Annotated in this window: 13 protein-coding genes; 2 read left to right on the top strand and 11 right to left on the bottom strand. The window is 71.1% G+C overall.

What is annotated here, in order from left to right; all coding sequences use genetic code 11:
* Positions 1-97: 97 nt before the first annotated feature.
* The 3 genes from BM109_RS28870 to argS all read right to left on the bottom strand — a co-directional run bounded on the left by BM109_RS28870 (position 98) and on the right by argS (position 3,391).
* Positions 98-745, bottom strand: coding sequence for a thiol:disulfide interchange protein DsbA/DsbL (locus tag BM109_RS28870; RefSeq protein ID WP_093350631.1), 648 nt, complete (start codon positions 743-745; stop codon positions 98-100).
* Between the two features lie 184 nt (positions 746-929).
* Positions 930-1,694, bottom strand: a complete 765-nt coding sequence (locus BM109_RS28865) for an SPOR domain-containing protein (protein WP_093350629.1) — start codon at positions 1,692-1,694, stop codon at positions 930-932.
* A gap of 11 nt (positions 1,695-1,705) precedes the next feature.
* Complete coding sequence (gene argS / locus BM109_RS28860; RefSeq protein ID WP_093350626.1) at positions 1,706-3,391, bottom strand: arginine--tRNA ligase; 1,686 nt, start codon at positions 3,389-3,391, stop codon at positions 1,706-1,708.
* Positions 3,392-3,522: 131 nt separating this feature from the next.
* On the opposite strand from argS, the gene BM109_RS28855 reads away from it, so the two are divergent.
* Entirely contained in the window at positions 3,523-3,867 is a 345-nt protein-coding gene (locus BM109_RS28855) for a hypothetical protein (protein WP_093350624.1), read from the top strand.
* 53 nt (positions 3,868-3,920) lie between these two features.
* On the opposite strand, the gene BM109_RS28850 is transcribed toward BM109_RS28855, so the two are convergent.
* From BM109_RS28850 to BM109_RS28825, 6 genes are all read right to left on the bottom strand, one after another.
* On the bottom strand, positions 3,921-5,951 hold the full coding sequence (locus BM109_RS28850) for a spermidine synthase (protein WP_093350621.1): 2,031 nt from the start codon (positions 5,949-5,951) through the stop codon (positions 3,921-3,923).
* A 4-nt stretch (positions 5,952-5,955) separates the two neighbouring features.
* Entirely contained in the window at positions 5,956-6,411 is a 456-nt protein-coding gene (locus BM109_RS28845; protein ID WP_093350618.1) for a DUF2214 family protein, read from the bottom strand.
* Positions 6,412-6,481: 70 nt separating this feature from the next.
* Positions 6,482-7,408, bottom strand: a complete 927-nt coding sequence (locus tag BM109_RS28840) for a LysR family transcriptional regulator (protein ID WP_093350615.1) — start codon at positions 7,406-7,408, stop codon at positions 6,482-6,484.
* Between the two features lie 64 nt (positions 7,409-7,472).
* On the bottom strand, positions 7,473-8,465 hold the full coding sequence (locus tag BM109_RS28835; protein WP_093350612.1) for a Bug family tripartite tricarboxylate transporter substrate binding protein: 993 nt from the start codon (positions 8,463-8,465) through the stop codon (positions 7,473-7,475).
* A 4-nt stretch (positions 8,466-8,469) separates the two neighbouring features.
* Positions 8,470-9,660 (bottom strand): CaiB/BaiF CoA transferase family protein, encoded by a 1,191-nt coding sequence (locus BM109_RS28830; protein WP_093350609.1) that lies wholly within the window; start codon positions 9,658-9,660, stop codon positions 8,470-8,472.
* A complete protein-coding gene (locus BM109_RS28825) occupies positions 9,653-10,588 on the bottom strand; it encodes a hydroxymethylglutaryl-CoA lyase (RefSeq protein ID WP_093350606.1) in 936 nt (311 codons plus the stop codon). The genes BM109_RS28830 and BM109_RS28825 overlap by 8 nt, the downstream gene beginning before the upstream one ends.
* A 120-nt stretch (positions 10,589-10,708) precedes the next feature.
* Here BM109_RS28825 and BM109_RS28820 point away from each other — a divergent pair, with 120 nt between their 5' ends.
* Entirely contained in the window at positions 10,709-11,449 is a 741-nt protein-coding gene (locus BM109_RS28820; protein WP_093350603.1) for an IclR family transcriptional regulator, read from the top strand.
* Positions 11,450-11,458: 9 nt separating this feature from the next.
* On the opposite strand, the gene BM109_RS28815 is transcribed toward BM109_RS28820, so the two are convergent.
* A complete protein-coding gene (locus BM109_RS28815) occupies positions 11,459-12,427 on the bottom strand; it encodes a Bug family tripartite tricarboxylate transporter substrate binding protein (protein ID WP_093350598.1) in 969 nt (322 codons plus the stop codon).
* Between the two features lie 74 nt (positions 12,428-12,501).
* Entirely contained in the window at positions 12,502-13,491 is a 990-nt protein-coding gene (gene hisC / locus BM109_RS28810; protein WP_093350595.1) for a histidinol-phosphate transaminase, read from the bottom strand.
* Positions 13,492-13,645: the final 154 nt, after the last annotated feature.

Genomic DNA, 13,645 nt, shown 5'->3' with positions numbered 1-13,645 from the left:
TTCTGCCGACCGGCTGGATGACGGCCCGGCCGCCCCGGAACCCTCGATGGGATTCCGGCCTCCCGGCGGCGGAGCGGCCAGGGCCGCGAGACCGGTCTCAACCCTTGCGGGCTTCGCCGATCAGGTAGTTGGTGACGGCCAAGGCCTTGTTCATGTTGCCGGCGAGTTCGCCGTCCACGTACCAGCGGCCGGCCACGGCCAGCGCGGGCACGCCGGCCACCTTGTAGGCCTCGGTCAGTTGCGAGGCGCGCTTGGCCTTGCTCGCCACGCCGAAGGAGGTGAACAGCTCCTTGAACTTCGCGCCGTCGAGGCCGTTCTTCTCGGCCCAGGCCACGATGTTGGCGTCGCCGTTCACGTTCTGGCGCTGGGCGTGGATCGCGTTGAAGACCTTGGGCTGGTACTCGTCGACCTTGCCCAGCGCCTCGAGCGCGTAGTACAGGCGCTGCTTGGCTTCGACGTCGTTGCCCACGAAGGGCACCGGCACGCGGCGCAGCACCACGTCCTTGGGCTGGCCCTTGGCCCAGGCCTCGAGCGCGGGCTCGAAGTCGTTGCAGTGCGGGCAGTTGTACGAGAAGAACTCGATCACCTCGATCTTGCCGGCCGGTGCGTCGACCGGCACGCGCTTGTCGAGCACGAGGTATTCGGTGCCGGCCTTCGGTGCGCGGGCCTGGGCTTGCGCGGGCAGATGGGCCATCAGGCCGAGCGAGCCAGCGGCGACGGCCAGCGAGAAATCACGACGTTTCATGGGAAAGAGCTCTCCAGTTGGTAGACGGCAGACTGAGCCGGGCCGATGAAGCGGAGTTCCCGCGCGCGGTGCTCGGGGCTCCGGGAAACCGGGGGCGGCGCGGACCGCGGCGAAGCTTAAAGAAAAACCATGACCGTTGTCGGGAGAGGCCACCCGGCGGCGGCGCTCCCCGGCCGGACGGCGCTCAGCGCTGGACGCGCACCAGCGCCGAGTCGAGGCCGGCGCCGTCCATCCGTTCCTTGAGGCGGTCGGCGTCGTCCTTCTTGTTGAACGGACCGGCGCGCACGCGGTAGACGGTGCGGCCGGCCTGCTCGCGCTCGGTCACGCGGGCCTCGACGCCCATCAGCGAGAGCTTGGCGCGCTGCGCCTCGGCGTCCTCGGTGGTGCGGAAGGCGCCGGCCTGCACGAAGTACATGAAGGGATCGGCACCGCCGGAGCCGGTGGCGGCCGCGGCATTGCCGCTGCTCGACGACGGGGCGGCGGCCACCGTGGTGCTGCCGCCGACGCTGCCGGCGCGGGCCCGGGCCAGGTCGCCGAGCGGATCGTTCGAGGGCGGCAGCGCGTTGGCCTCGGCCGGCACCGGCGCGGGCCGCGCGGGCTTGGGCGCGACCACCACCGGCACCGGCGCCGTGGGCGGCGGGGTGCCGGGCGAGACCGTGGCGGTGGCGGGATTGCTGCCGTCGCCGGCAGGTGGCGCGCCGACCGGGCCGGCGGCCGCGGGGCGCGGCTGCTGCGGCTTGCCGGCCAGCGGGGCGTTCGGGTCCCAGTCGCGGTTCTTGCGCGCCTCGGCCTCGTCCTGCTCGGCACCGCCGCGCTGTGTCTTGGTGACGAAGGGGATCGGCACCTTGGTCACGTAGACCGCGATACCCAGCGCGACGCCCAGGCCGAGCACCAGCCCGATGATCAGGCCGATGACGATGTTGCCGCGTTGTCTGGTTGTCTTCTTCATGGGGAGGGGGTTCACATCTTGCGCGGCGCGGTGACGCCGAGGATCGCGAGGCCATTGTGCAGCACCTGCGCGGTCGCGGCGACCAGCGCCAGGCGCGCCAGCTTCACGGCCTCGTCGTCGACCAGGATGCGCTCGGCGTCGTAGTAGCTGTGGTACGTGGCCGCCAGTTCGCGCAGGTAGAAGGTGACGTCGTGCGGCGCGAAATCCTTGGCCGCGGCGCTCAGCATCTCGGGGTACTTGGCCAGCAGCAGCATCAGCGACTGGGCCGCCGGGCTCTCGAGCGGCGACAGGTCGACGCCCTGCAGCACGGCCGCATCGCCGCCCCAGGCCGCGAGCACCGAGCAGATGCGCGCATGCGCGTACTGCACGTAGTACACCGGGTTGTCGTTGTTCTGCGCCACGGCCAGGTCGACGTCGAAGGTGTATTCGGTGTCGGGCTTGCGGCTCAGCAGGAAGAAGCGCACGGCGTCGGTGCTGGTCCACTCGATCAGGTCGCGCAGCGTGACGTAGCTGCCGGCGCGCTTGCTGATCTTGACCTCCTCGCCGCCCTTGGTGACGCGCACCATGGTGTGCAGCACGTAGTCGGGGTAGCCCTCGGGAATGCCCTCGCCGGCCGCTTGCAGTCCGGCGCGCACGCGCGCGATGGTGCCGTGGTGGTCGGTGCCCTGGATGTTGATGACCTTGTGGAAGCCGCGCTCCCACTTGGCGATGTGATAGGCGACGTCGGGCACGAAGTAGGTGTACGTGCCGTCCTGCTTCTTCATCACGCGGTCCTTGTCGTCGCCGTAGTCGGTCGACTTGAGCCACAGCGCGCCGTCCTGCTCGTAGGTCTTGCCCGCGGCGACCAGCTGCGCCACCGCGCGCTCGACGCGGCCGCTGGTGTAGAGGCTGGACTCGAGGTAGTACTGGTCGAAGCGCACGCGGAAGGCCTGCAGGTCCAGGTCCTGCTCGCGGCGCAGGTAGGCGACGGCGAACTCGCGGATCGCGTCCAGGTCCTCGATGTCGCCGCTGGCCGTGACCTCGCGGTCCTCCGACTTCACGGTCTTCTTCGCGATGAAGTCGGCCGCGATGTCGGCGATGTAGTCGCCGTTGTAGGCCGCAGCCTTCTCGCCGCTCGGCCATTCGGCGTCGCCGGGCTTGAAGCCGCGCGCGCGCAGCTGCGTGCTGTTGGCCAGGGTCTGGATCTGCACGCCGGCGTCGTTGTAGTAGTACTCGCGCCAGACCTGCTCGCCCTGCGAGGCGCGCAGGTTGCAGATGGCGTCGCCGAGCGCGGCCTGGCGGCCGTGGCCCACGTGCAGCGGGCCGGTGGGGTTGGCCGAGACGAACTCGACCAGCACCTTCTCGCCGGTGGCCGGGCGCTGGCCGAAGGCGGCGCCGGCGTCGAGCACCTCGCGCACCACCTGCTGCTTGGCGGCGGTCTTCAGGCGGATGTTGAGGAAGCCGGGGCCGGCGATCTCGACCGCCTGCACCCATTGGGCGAAGGCGGGGGTGGCGAGCAGCGCGGCGCTCAGTTCCTCGGCGAGCTCGCGCGGCTTGCGGCCGAGCGGCTTGGCCAGCTGCATGGCGGCATTGCTGGCGAAGTCGCCGTGGGCCGCGACCTTGGGAGACTCGAACGCGGCCTTGAGGCCGGCGCCGGGCGAGAGGGATTCGAGCGTGTTCGCGAGCGCCGCGAGCAGCTCCTGTTTGACCAATAGCATCGGCGAATTTTACCGGGGGCAAACTCGGTCGCAGTTGACGATCGTCATCCGACCGTCCCCTTCGCCCGTTACGATGGTCAACCCCGAGGCGGGGCAGCCACTGTCACAACCCATTTGCAAGGACACACACCATGAAGAAGCTCCTTTCCCTGGTCGCCTCCACCATCGCGCTCGGCGCCTGCCTTTCCTTCGGCGCCGCCCAGGCCCAGGACAAGGCCGCCACCCCGGCCGCTCCCGCCGCGGCGGCCCCCGCCGCAGCCGCCGGCGGCTGCGAAGCCAAGGCCGTCGACAAGAACGGCAAGGCCCTGGCCGGCGCCGCCAAGGCCAGCTCGATCAAGAAGTGCGAGAAGGAAGCCAAGGCCGCCGCCGCCCCCGCCTGCGCCGCCAAGGCGGTCGACAAGAACGGCAAGGCGCTCGCCGGCGCCGCCAAGAACAGCTTCGTCAAGAAGTGCGAAGCGGACGCCTCCAAGGGCTGAGACCGCGTTTCTCCGCAACCTTTGTGAACAAAGCCCGCCTCGTGCGGGCTTTGTTACTTGAGGACGCCCAACAGGTTGTTGTAGTCGTCGGTCCAGGGCCGCGCGGTGGGGTCGACCGCGATCGGCTGGGCCGCCGCCGCGATCGGCGCACGCGCCAGCACCTGCGGATCGCGCGCCACCAGCACCCAGTCGGTGGCGTGCAGCCAGGCCGAATCCTCCGCGTCGTCGCTGACCAGCACCGCGTGCAGCCCCTGCGACTGCGCGATGCGGGCCACCACGGGCGCGAGCGCGAGGAAGTGGTTGGTGACGTGGAAGGCCACCACGCCGTCGGGCCGCAGGTGCCGCAGATAGACCTGCATGGCCTGCGCGGTCAGCAGGTGCACCGGCACCGAGTCGCCCGAGAAGGCATCGACCGCCAGCACGTCGAAGCCCTGCGCGCTCTCGCGCTCCAGCGCCAGCCGCGCGTCGCCGAGCACGCGCTCGATCCGCGCGCGGCTGTCGCGCAGGAAGGTGAATTCGCGGTCCGCGATGTCGAACACCTCGGGATTGATCTCGTAGAAGCGGTAGACGTCGCCCGTGCGCCCGTAGGTCGCGAGCGTGCCGGCGCCCAGGCCGATCAGGCCGACGCGGCGCGCGCCGATCGGCAGCGCCTCGATGGCGCGGCCGATGCCCGAGGTGGCGCCGTAGTAGGTGGTGGGTTCGCGGCGGCGCTCGGGCGAGAGGAACTGCTCGCCATGCTTGATCGAGCCGTGGACGAACTGGCGCACGTAGTCGGGCGGGTCCTGGCGCCGCACGTCGTAGGTGTGCATCGAGCCGTAGAAATTGCGCTCCAGGGTGCGCAGCCCCTCGTGGTCGCTGCGCACCTGCTCCGAGAGCAGCCAGCCGCAGCAGGCCGCGAGCCCCACGCCGGGCACCCACAACAGCCAGCGCGCGCGCAGCACCAGCGCGCCGAGCAGCGCCGCCAGCACCAGCCCGATGCCGAGCTCGTAGTAGGCCGGCAGCAGGTAGGGCGCGCCCAGCCCGACCGTCACGCCGCCGATGGCGCCGCCCAGCGACAGCATCAGGTAGAAGCGCGTGAGGTGCGCGGGACCGGGCCGCAGCCGCGCGGTCTCGCCGTGCAGGAACATGCACAGCACGAACAGGCCCGCCACGTGGATCGTCAGCGCGGTGTGGATCTTGAGCCCGGCGCCGTCCTGCAGCTGGTAGGCGCACAGCGCCAGCATCGCGGCCGCGAGCGGCACGAACAGGCCGCGCCGGTACCAGCGGTCGCTCTCGAAGCACAGCACGAAGGTCAGCAGGTAGAGCGACAGCGGCAACACCCAGAGGAAGGGCACGGCCGCGATGTTCTGCGTGATGTGGTTGGTGACGGCCAGCAGCAGCCAGGAGCCGAGCGCGGGCAGCGCGAGCCACAGCAGCTGGTCGATGCGGCGCGGTGCCGCGACGGGCGCATCGGTCGATGCGGCGGCGGCCGGCAGGTCGTGGTTCCAGCGGCGCGCCATGTACAGCGCGGTGCCCGCGCAGAGCACGACGAAGCCCGCGTAGCCCCACGACCAGCCGATGGCCTGCTGCATCAGCGTGCTGCGCGGCTCGATCAGCACCGGGTAGCTCAGCAGCGAGAGCAGCGATGCGAGGTTGGACAGCGAGAAGTAGCGGTACACGCGCGCCCCCCAGGGCGTGCGCGACACCCAGGACTGCACCAGCGGCCCGGTGGTCGAGAGCAGGAAATACGGCAGGCCGATGGTGCCCACCAGCAGCCCGAGGATGCGCCAGGCCGGGTCCTCGGCGCCGGCCGGCTTCCACTGCGCGCCGGCCACGATCGGCAAAAAGGCCAGGCTCGCGAGCAGCAGCGCCACATGCAGCAGCGCCTGCGCGCGCATGCGCAGGTGGCGCGAGATCCAGTCCGAATAGGCATAGCCCGCGAGCAGCGCGACCTGGAAGAACACCATGCAGATCGACCACACGGCGGCCGAGCCGCCGAACCACGGCAGGATCTGCTTCGCGATCAGCGGCTGGACGAGGAAGAGAAGGAAGGCGCTGCCGAAGATCGTGCCGGCAAACAGGAGCTGGATGCCGGCGCTCGCCATGCGGCTACTTGCTGCCGAAGCCGCGCGCGAAGAACACCGCGGCCAGCGGGATCACGGCGATCAGGTGCGCCTGGATCATCACCAGCTTGCGCGTCTTCTTCACCTCGGCCTCCGAAGGCAGCGTGCCGCTGGCGCGCAGCGCCTTGCGCCAGCGCAGGTAGTTCAGGGTCGGGAAGATCGACAGCACGCCGACCACGATGAACAGGCCCAGCTTCAGGTGCAGCAGCGGATTGGTCCAGTACCAGGCCGTGCCCTTCACGCCCCAGAGGGTGCGCGCGATGCCGGTCAGCAGCACGGACACGGCGGCGATGCCGTAGACCATGTCGACGCGCGCGAGCCGCTCGACCACCGCGGCATTGAGCCACTCGACGCGGCACAGCGCCGCCTCGCTGGCGATGAAGACGACCATCGTGAGGATGGCCAGCAGATGCAGGTAGGCGAGGATGGCTTCGAGGGTCATCGTGGCGTTCTCTTCGTCGGGGCGCGTGGGGTTTGCAAATGCAAACAGATTGTGCAGCCACGCGCCCGGCTCAGGTCCGTCCACCCCAGAATTCGGGCCGCCCGTATTGGTCTTTGAGGAAATCAAGCCACAGTCGCACGCGCAGCGGCAGGTGCTTGGCGCCCGCGAACACCGCGTAGATGCCGTTGGGCGGTGCCGCGAACTCGTCGAGCAGCGGCACCAGCAGCCCGGCGTCGATCTCGGCCTCGACCTCCCAGGTGCTGCGCCAGGCGATGCCGTGGCCGGCCAGGCACCAGTCGTGCAGCACCTGGCCGTCGGAGCAGTCGAGCGGGCCGCTGGGCCGCAGGTGGATCAGCTCGTGGCCGCCCTGAGCGTCGGGAATGCGGAAGGCCCAGCCGCGCGTCTGCGAGGCGTCGCTGGTGAGCGCCAGGCAGGCGAAGCGCGACAACTCGTTCGGATGGCGCGGCGCGCCGTGGCGCAGCACGAACTCGGGCGTGGCCACGCAGCGGCGCCGGTTGTCGGCCAGCCGCACGCTGACCAGCGAGGAATCGGGCAGGTCGCCCACGCGCACGGCGCAATCGAAGCTCTCGCCGGCCACGTCGACCACGCGGTCGCTGAGGTTCAGCGAGATCGTCACCTCGGGATGCAGCGCATGGAAGCGCGGCACCAGCGGCGCGACGTGGCGCCGGCCGAAGCCCGCGGGCGCGGTCACGCGCAGGTGGCCGCTGGCCTTGACGCCGCCCGCGCTCACGCTGGCCTCGGCATTGGCGAACTCCACCAGCAGGCGCTGGCAGTCCTCGAGGAAGGCGCTGCCCTCGTGCGTGAGCGTGATGCGCCGCGTGGTGCGAACCAGCAGCTTCACGCCCAGGCGCTCCTCGAGCGCATCGAGCCGGCGCCCCATGATCGCGGGCGCCACGCCCTCGGCCTTGGCGGCCGCGGTGAGGCTGCCGCGCGTGGCGACCGAGACGAAGGATTCGAGCTGCTTCAGGCGGTCCATGGCGCCCGAACTATATAGAGGCGGCGGGAAGCCCGGCGCCGCGCGGGCTCATCCCGGGGACCGGCTATTCGGGCTGCACCCCGGCCTCGCGCACCGCCGCGCCCCAGCGCGCATGCTCGGCGCGCACGTACTGCGCCGCCTGCTCGGGGCTGCCGCCCACCGGCATGCTGCCCTCGGCCTGCAGCTGCGCGATGGTCGCGGGCTTGGCCAGCGCCTTGTCGATCGCGGCGTTGAGCTTCTTCACGATCTCGCTCGGCGTGCCCGCGGGCACCACCACCGCCTTCCAGTCGACCGCCTCGAAGCCCTTGTAGGTCTCGGCCACGGTGGGGATGTCGGGCATCACCGGCAGCCGCTTGGCCGAGGTCACGGCCAGCGCGCGCAGCTTGCCGGCCTTGACCATCGACAGCGCGCCCTGCGGCGTCGCGAACATGCAGTCGGTCTGGCCGCCGAGCAGGTCGGTGATGGCCGGCGCCGCGCCCTTGTAGGGCACGTTGAGCACCTTGAAGCCCACGCGCTTGGCGAGCACCTCGCCGGCCATGTGGCCCAGGGTGCCGGTGCCGGCCAGCGCCTGCTTGATCTCGCCGGGTTTGGCCTTGGCCGCGGCGACGAAGTCGGCCAGCGAGCGGTACGGCGAGTCGGCGCGCACCACCAGCACCACGGGCTGCGCGGCGACGACCGAGACCGGCACCACGTCCTTCAGCGCGTCGTAGGGCATCTTCGGGAACAGCGTCGGGTTGATCGCGAGGTTCGCGGTCTGGCCCATGCCGATGGTGTAGCCGTCGGGCTTGGCCTTGGCCACCACGTCGATGCCGATGTTGCCGTTGCCGCCCGCGCGGTTGTCGACGATGAAGCTCCACTTCGTGTCCTCGGCGAGCTTCTGCGCGACCAGCCGCGCGACGATGTCGGTGGCGCCGCCGGGCGTGTAGGGCACGACCAGGCGCACCGGCTTGTCGGGCCAGGCGGTGTCGGCATGGGCCGGCCAGGCGCTGAGCGCCAGGGCGCAGGCGAACGCGGTCGCGGCGCCGGCCAGCAGGCCGCGCCGTGGGATGGATGTCATGGGATCAGTCTCCTGTGGTGATGTGGCGGCGCCGGAGCGCCTCGATCGCTGCGTCGTCGTAGCCGGCTTCGCGCAGCAGCTCGACGGTGTGTTCGCCCAGGCGCGGCGGCTGCAGGCGGATGCCGGGCCGCACGCCGTCGAGGGTGAACGGTGCCAGCGGCACCTTGGCCATGTGGCCATCGTTCATGCGCACCGGCGCGAGGCCGCCGGTGGCGTTGAGGTGCGGGTCGTCGAACAGCGCCTGCGGCTTGGTGATGGGCGCGAACGGCAGCTCGTTCTGCTCGAACACCGCGGCGAGCTCGGCCGCGCTGCGTTCGGCGAGGTGCGAGCGCAGGATCGGCATCATCCATTCGCGCGCCAGCACGCGGTCGTTGTTGGTCTTCAGGCGCGGGTCGGCGGCCAGTTCCTCGAGGCCGAAGGCCTGGCAGAACACGGCCCACTGCTTGTCGCTGACGGCCGCGAGGAAGATCTGCTCGCCGTCCTTGACGGTGAACACGTCGTACACCGCCCAGGCCGAGATGCGGCTGGGCATCGGGTCGGCCGGCTTGCCGGTGGCGGCGAACTGCATCATGTGCTGCGCCACCAGGAACACGTTGTTCTCGAACAGCGCCGACTGCACCTCGCAGCCCTTGCCCGTGAGCTCGCGCTGGCGCAGCGCGGCCATCGCGCCGATGGCGCCGAACATGCCGCCCATGATGTCGTTAACGCTGGTGCCCGCGCGCAGCGGATCGCCCGAGCGGCCGGTCATGTAGGCCAGCCCGCCCATCATCTGCACCACCTCGTCGAGCGCGGTGCGGTGGTCGTAGGGGCCGGGCAGGAAGCCCTTGTGGCTCACGTAGATCAAGCCCGGGTGCAGGGTCTTGAGCGTGTCGTAGTCGAGGCCCAGCTTCTTCATCGTGCCGGGCTTGAAGTTCTCGCTCACGATGTCGGCCGTGGCGATCAGCCGCAGCGCGGCCTCGATGCCCTCGGGCTGCTTGAGGTCGAGCGCGATGCTCTTCTTGTTGCGGTTGAAGGTCGGGAAGAAGCCCGCGCCCGAGCCGAGCAGGCGGCGCGTGTTGTCGCCCTCGACCGGCTCGACCTTGATGACCTCGGCACCGAGGTCGGCCAGGATCAGGCCGCAGGTCGGGCCCATCACCATGTGGGTGAACTCGACCACGCGCACGCCGGCGTAGGGCAGCGGATTGGTGTCAGCCATGTGCGGTGTTCTCCTGGACGAAGCCCTTGGGCAGGCCGGCCTCGGGCGTCATGCCGTAGACCGGTTCGCCGGGCAGGCCGGCCATGAGCGGCGCGCGCGCCGCGATGAGTTGGGCGATGTCGATGCCGGTGCGCACGCCCATGGCCTCGAACATGAAGACCAGGTCCTCGGTGACCGCGTTGCCCGAGGCGCCGGGCGCGTAGGGGCAGCCGCCGAGGCCGCCGAGCGAGGCGTCGAAGGTGCGCGCGCCCTCGTCCCAGGCCGCGAGGCAGTTGGCGATGCCGAGGCCGCGCGTGTTGTGCATGTGGGCCGCACCGGCGTGGCGGCCGAGCTCGGCGCGCAGGCGCTTGAACAGGCGCCGCACCTGCGCGGGATTGGCATAGCCCACGGTGTCCGACAGGCCCGACTCGTCGGCGCCGGCCTCGATGCACTGGGCGGCGAGGCGGATCACGTCGTCCTCGGGCACCAGGCCCTGCAGGGTGCAGCCGAAGGCGGTGGAGATGCCGGCCTCGAGCTTCACCTGGGGCGCGATCGCGCGCCGCAGCTCGGCGATGGCGCGCACCTCCTCGACCATCTCGGTGGGCGTCTTGCGCACGTTGGCCAGCGAATGCGCCACGCTGGCCGACACCGGCATGGTGAGCTTGTGCACGCCGGCCTCGAGCGCGGCCTGCGCGCCCTTGCGGTTGGGCACCAGCGCCATCACGACGAGGCCCGGCAAGGTGATCGCATGGCGCACCACCTCGGCCGCGTCGGCCATCTGGGGCAGCAGCTTCGCGGGCACGAAGGAGGCGACCTCGATCTCGCGCACGCCGGCGGCGTGCAGCGCGTCGATCCAGCGCAGTTTGTCGGCCGTGGGCATGGTGGCCGCGACCGATTGGAGGCCGTCGCGCGGACCGACCTCGCTGATGAGCACATCTGGGGTTGTCATCGGAAATTCGACGGTTCTATTTGAAGGCTTTGTTTGACAGTTCTATCTGACAGAACTATATTTTGCAGAACAGAATTAGACGCCGACCCCGGCATCGCTGTCAAGCCACAGGCCCCGCCCATGCCCCGCAAAGCCCAGACCGAATCGATGTCCGACCGCGATGCCGCGCCCGGTGGCGCGGCCGCGGTCGACCGCGCCTTGAGCCTGCTCGGCGCCTTCCGCCCCGGCGACGAGGCGCTGTCGCTCGCGCAGTTCGCCGAGCGCACGCAGCTCTACAAGAGCACGGTGCTGCGCCTGCTGGCCTCGCTCGAGCACGCACGGCTGATCCGCCGCCAGGACGACGGCCGCTATGCGCTCGGTTCGGAGATCGCGCGGCTGCACGGGCTGTACGCGGCCGCGCAGTCGCTCGACCGCATCGTGCTGCCGGTGCTGCGCGCGCTGGTCGCGGCCACCGGCGAGAGCGCGGCCTATCACGTGCGGCAGCCGCAGGGCACGGGCTGGGTGCGGCTGTGCCAGTTCCGCGTCGATTCGCCGCAGGTGGTGCGCGACCACGTGCGCGCCGGCGACCTGCTGCCCAACGACCGCGGCGCGGGCGCGCGCGTGCTGATCGCCTGGGGGCCCGAGGCCGAGCTGCCGCGCGACGCGGCCGAGCGCCGGCGCTACGAGGAGATCCGCGCGCTGGGCTTCTGCGCGCTGGTGGGCGACCGCAGCGCCGAGCTCGCGGGCATTTCGGCGCCGGTGTTCCATGGCGACGGCCGCCTGGCCGCGGCGGTCACGCTCACCATGCCCGCGCACCGCTACGACGCGCGCCATGCCGAGGCGGTGCTCTCGGCGGCGCGCGAACTGACCGGGCTGGTCTGAGCGCCTCGCTCAGCCCTCGGCCTTGAAGCCCGAGTTCTTGATCGGCAGCTCCCACATCTTCAGGTGCGCCGCCTGCGTGGCCGCGAGTTCGGCCGGGCCGGCGTGCGTGGGCACCAGGCCCAGCGCGTAGATGCGCTCCTGCACGTCGGGCGCGCGCAGCGCGTCGGCCACGGCGCGGTCGAGGCGCTGCACCGTCTCGGCCGGCAGGCCGGCCGGGCCGTAGAGGCCGAAGAAGGCATTGGCCGTGACGTCGATGCCGGCCTCCTTGAGCGTGGGCACCTCGGGCAGCGAGCGGTTGCGCTGCGCGCCGGTCATCGCGAGGATGCGCACCTTGCCCGCGCGGTGGTGCTCGATGGTCTCCGAGGCCGTGTCGACCATCAGCGGCACCTGGCCGCCGATCAGGTCCTGCGCGGCCGGCGCGCCGCCGCGGTAGGCCACGTGCGTCATCGGCACGCCCGAGGCCTGTGCCAGCAGTTGGCCCGCGAAGTGCGGCACCGTGCCCGCGCCCGAGGTCGCGTAGTTGGCCTTGGTGGGGTTGGCCTTCATCCAGGCCAGCACCGCCTTCAGGTCGCCGGCCGGCGCGCCGGGGCCGGCCGTGACCGCGAAGTCGAAGGTGCCCGCGAGCGCGACCGGCGTGAAGTCCTTGACCGGGTCGTAGCCAAGGCTCGGATAGAGCCACGGATGGATCACCAGCGCGCCGCTCGGCGAGAACACCAGCGTGTTGCCGTCGGGCGCCGAGCGCTTGACCTCGGCGAGCGCGAGCCGGCCGGCGGCGCCGGGCTTGTTGTCGATGATGACGTTCTGGTTGAGCGTCACGCGCATCTTGTCGGCCAGCAGGCGCGCGACCACGTCGGCCGAGCCGCCGGGCGGGAAGCCCACCAGGATGCGCAGGGTGCGCTCCTGCGCGAAGGACCGCGGCGCGATGGCGGCGGCGGCGGCGAATGCAGCGGCCTGCGCTGCGAACTGACGGCGTTTCATGGGGGTCTGTCTCCTCGCGGGTGGATGGTCTGTCGCGTTGTTGTCGTGTCGTCGTCCCTGGATCTCTTCGTTCCTCAGCGCAATGCGGCCAGCAGCGCGCTGTTCTGCTCGGGCAGGCCGACCGAGACGCGCAGCCATTCGCCCAGGCCGTAGTTGCCCAGCAGCGAGACCTCGATGCCCGCGGCCAGCAGCCGCGCATGCACCGCGGCGCTGTCGCCCACCTTCACCGCCAGGAAGTTGCCCGACGAGGGCAGGTGCGCGAGGCCGAGTTCGTCGAAGCCCGCCGCGAGCTGCGCGCGCCCGGCGGTGTTGAGTTCGTAGCTGCGCGCGAGGAAATCCGCGTCGCCCAGCGCGGCCGTGGCCGCGGCCAGCGCCGGCGTCGTGACGTTGAAGCGCGGGCGCTGCGCGTTCATGCGCGCGGCCAGCGCGGGCTGCGCCACGCCATAGCCGATGCGCAGGCCCGCGAGGCCGAAGGCCTTGGAGAAGGTGCGCGCCACGATCAGGTTCGGCAGCCGCCGTACCCAGCCGATGCTGTCGTAGCGCTGCGCGGGCGCGAGGTACTCGGTGTAGGCCTCGTCGAGCAGCACCGTCACGTGCGCCGGCACCGACTGCAGGAAGGCCTCGAGCGGCGCGGCCTCGATGAAGCTGCCGGTGGGGTTGTTGGGGTTGGCGACGAAGACCAGCTGCGTGTCCTCGCCGATCGCCGCGCGCATCGCGTCGAGGTCGTGGCCGAAATCGCGCGCCGGCACCACGGTGGCGCGCGCATGGGCATGCGCCGTGGCCTGGGCGTAGACCACGAAGCCGTACTGCGAATAGACCACGCTCTCGCCCGGCTTCAGGCTGACCTGCGCGGCCAGCTCGAGGATCTCGCTCGAGCCGCTGCCCAGCACCAGCCATTCGGGCGGCACGTCCAGCCGTACCGACAACGCCTGCTTGAGCGCGCTGCCGTTGCTGTCGGGGTAGGTGCCGGCGCCCGCGAGCGCGTCGGCGGCCGCGCGGCGCGCCGACTCGGGCATGCCGAGCGGGTTTTCGTTGGAGGCCAGGAGGATCTTCGGGGCGGTCATGTCGTCGGTGCGGAAAGGCGGATTTATTTAAGAAGTTAAATTTATCCGGCCGGCTCGGCGCGGCCATCGGGGCCTACCCTTCCCGAAGCCGCGGGCGGGTGAACGCATTGCAGGCCGCGGGTGAACGCAATGACGGTGAGCGGCTCGGATTACA

Source organism: Variovorax sp. PDC80 (assembly GCF_900115375.1).
Classification (GTDB): domain Bacteria; phylum Pseudomonadota; class Gammaproteobacteria; order Burkholderiales; family Burkholderiaceae_C; genus Variovorax.
The sequence above is the reverse complement of the archived record's forward strand: the minus strand, read 5'-3'. Positions and strand labels throughout refer to the sequence as shown.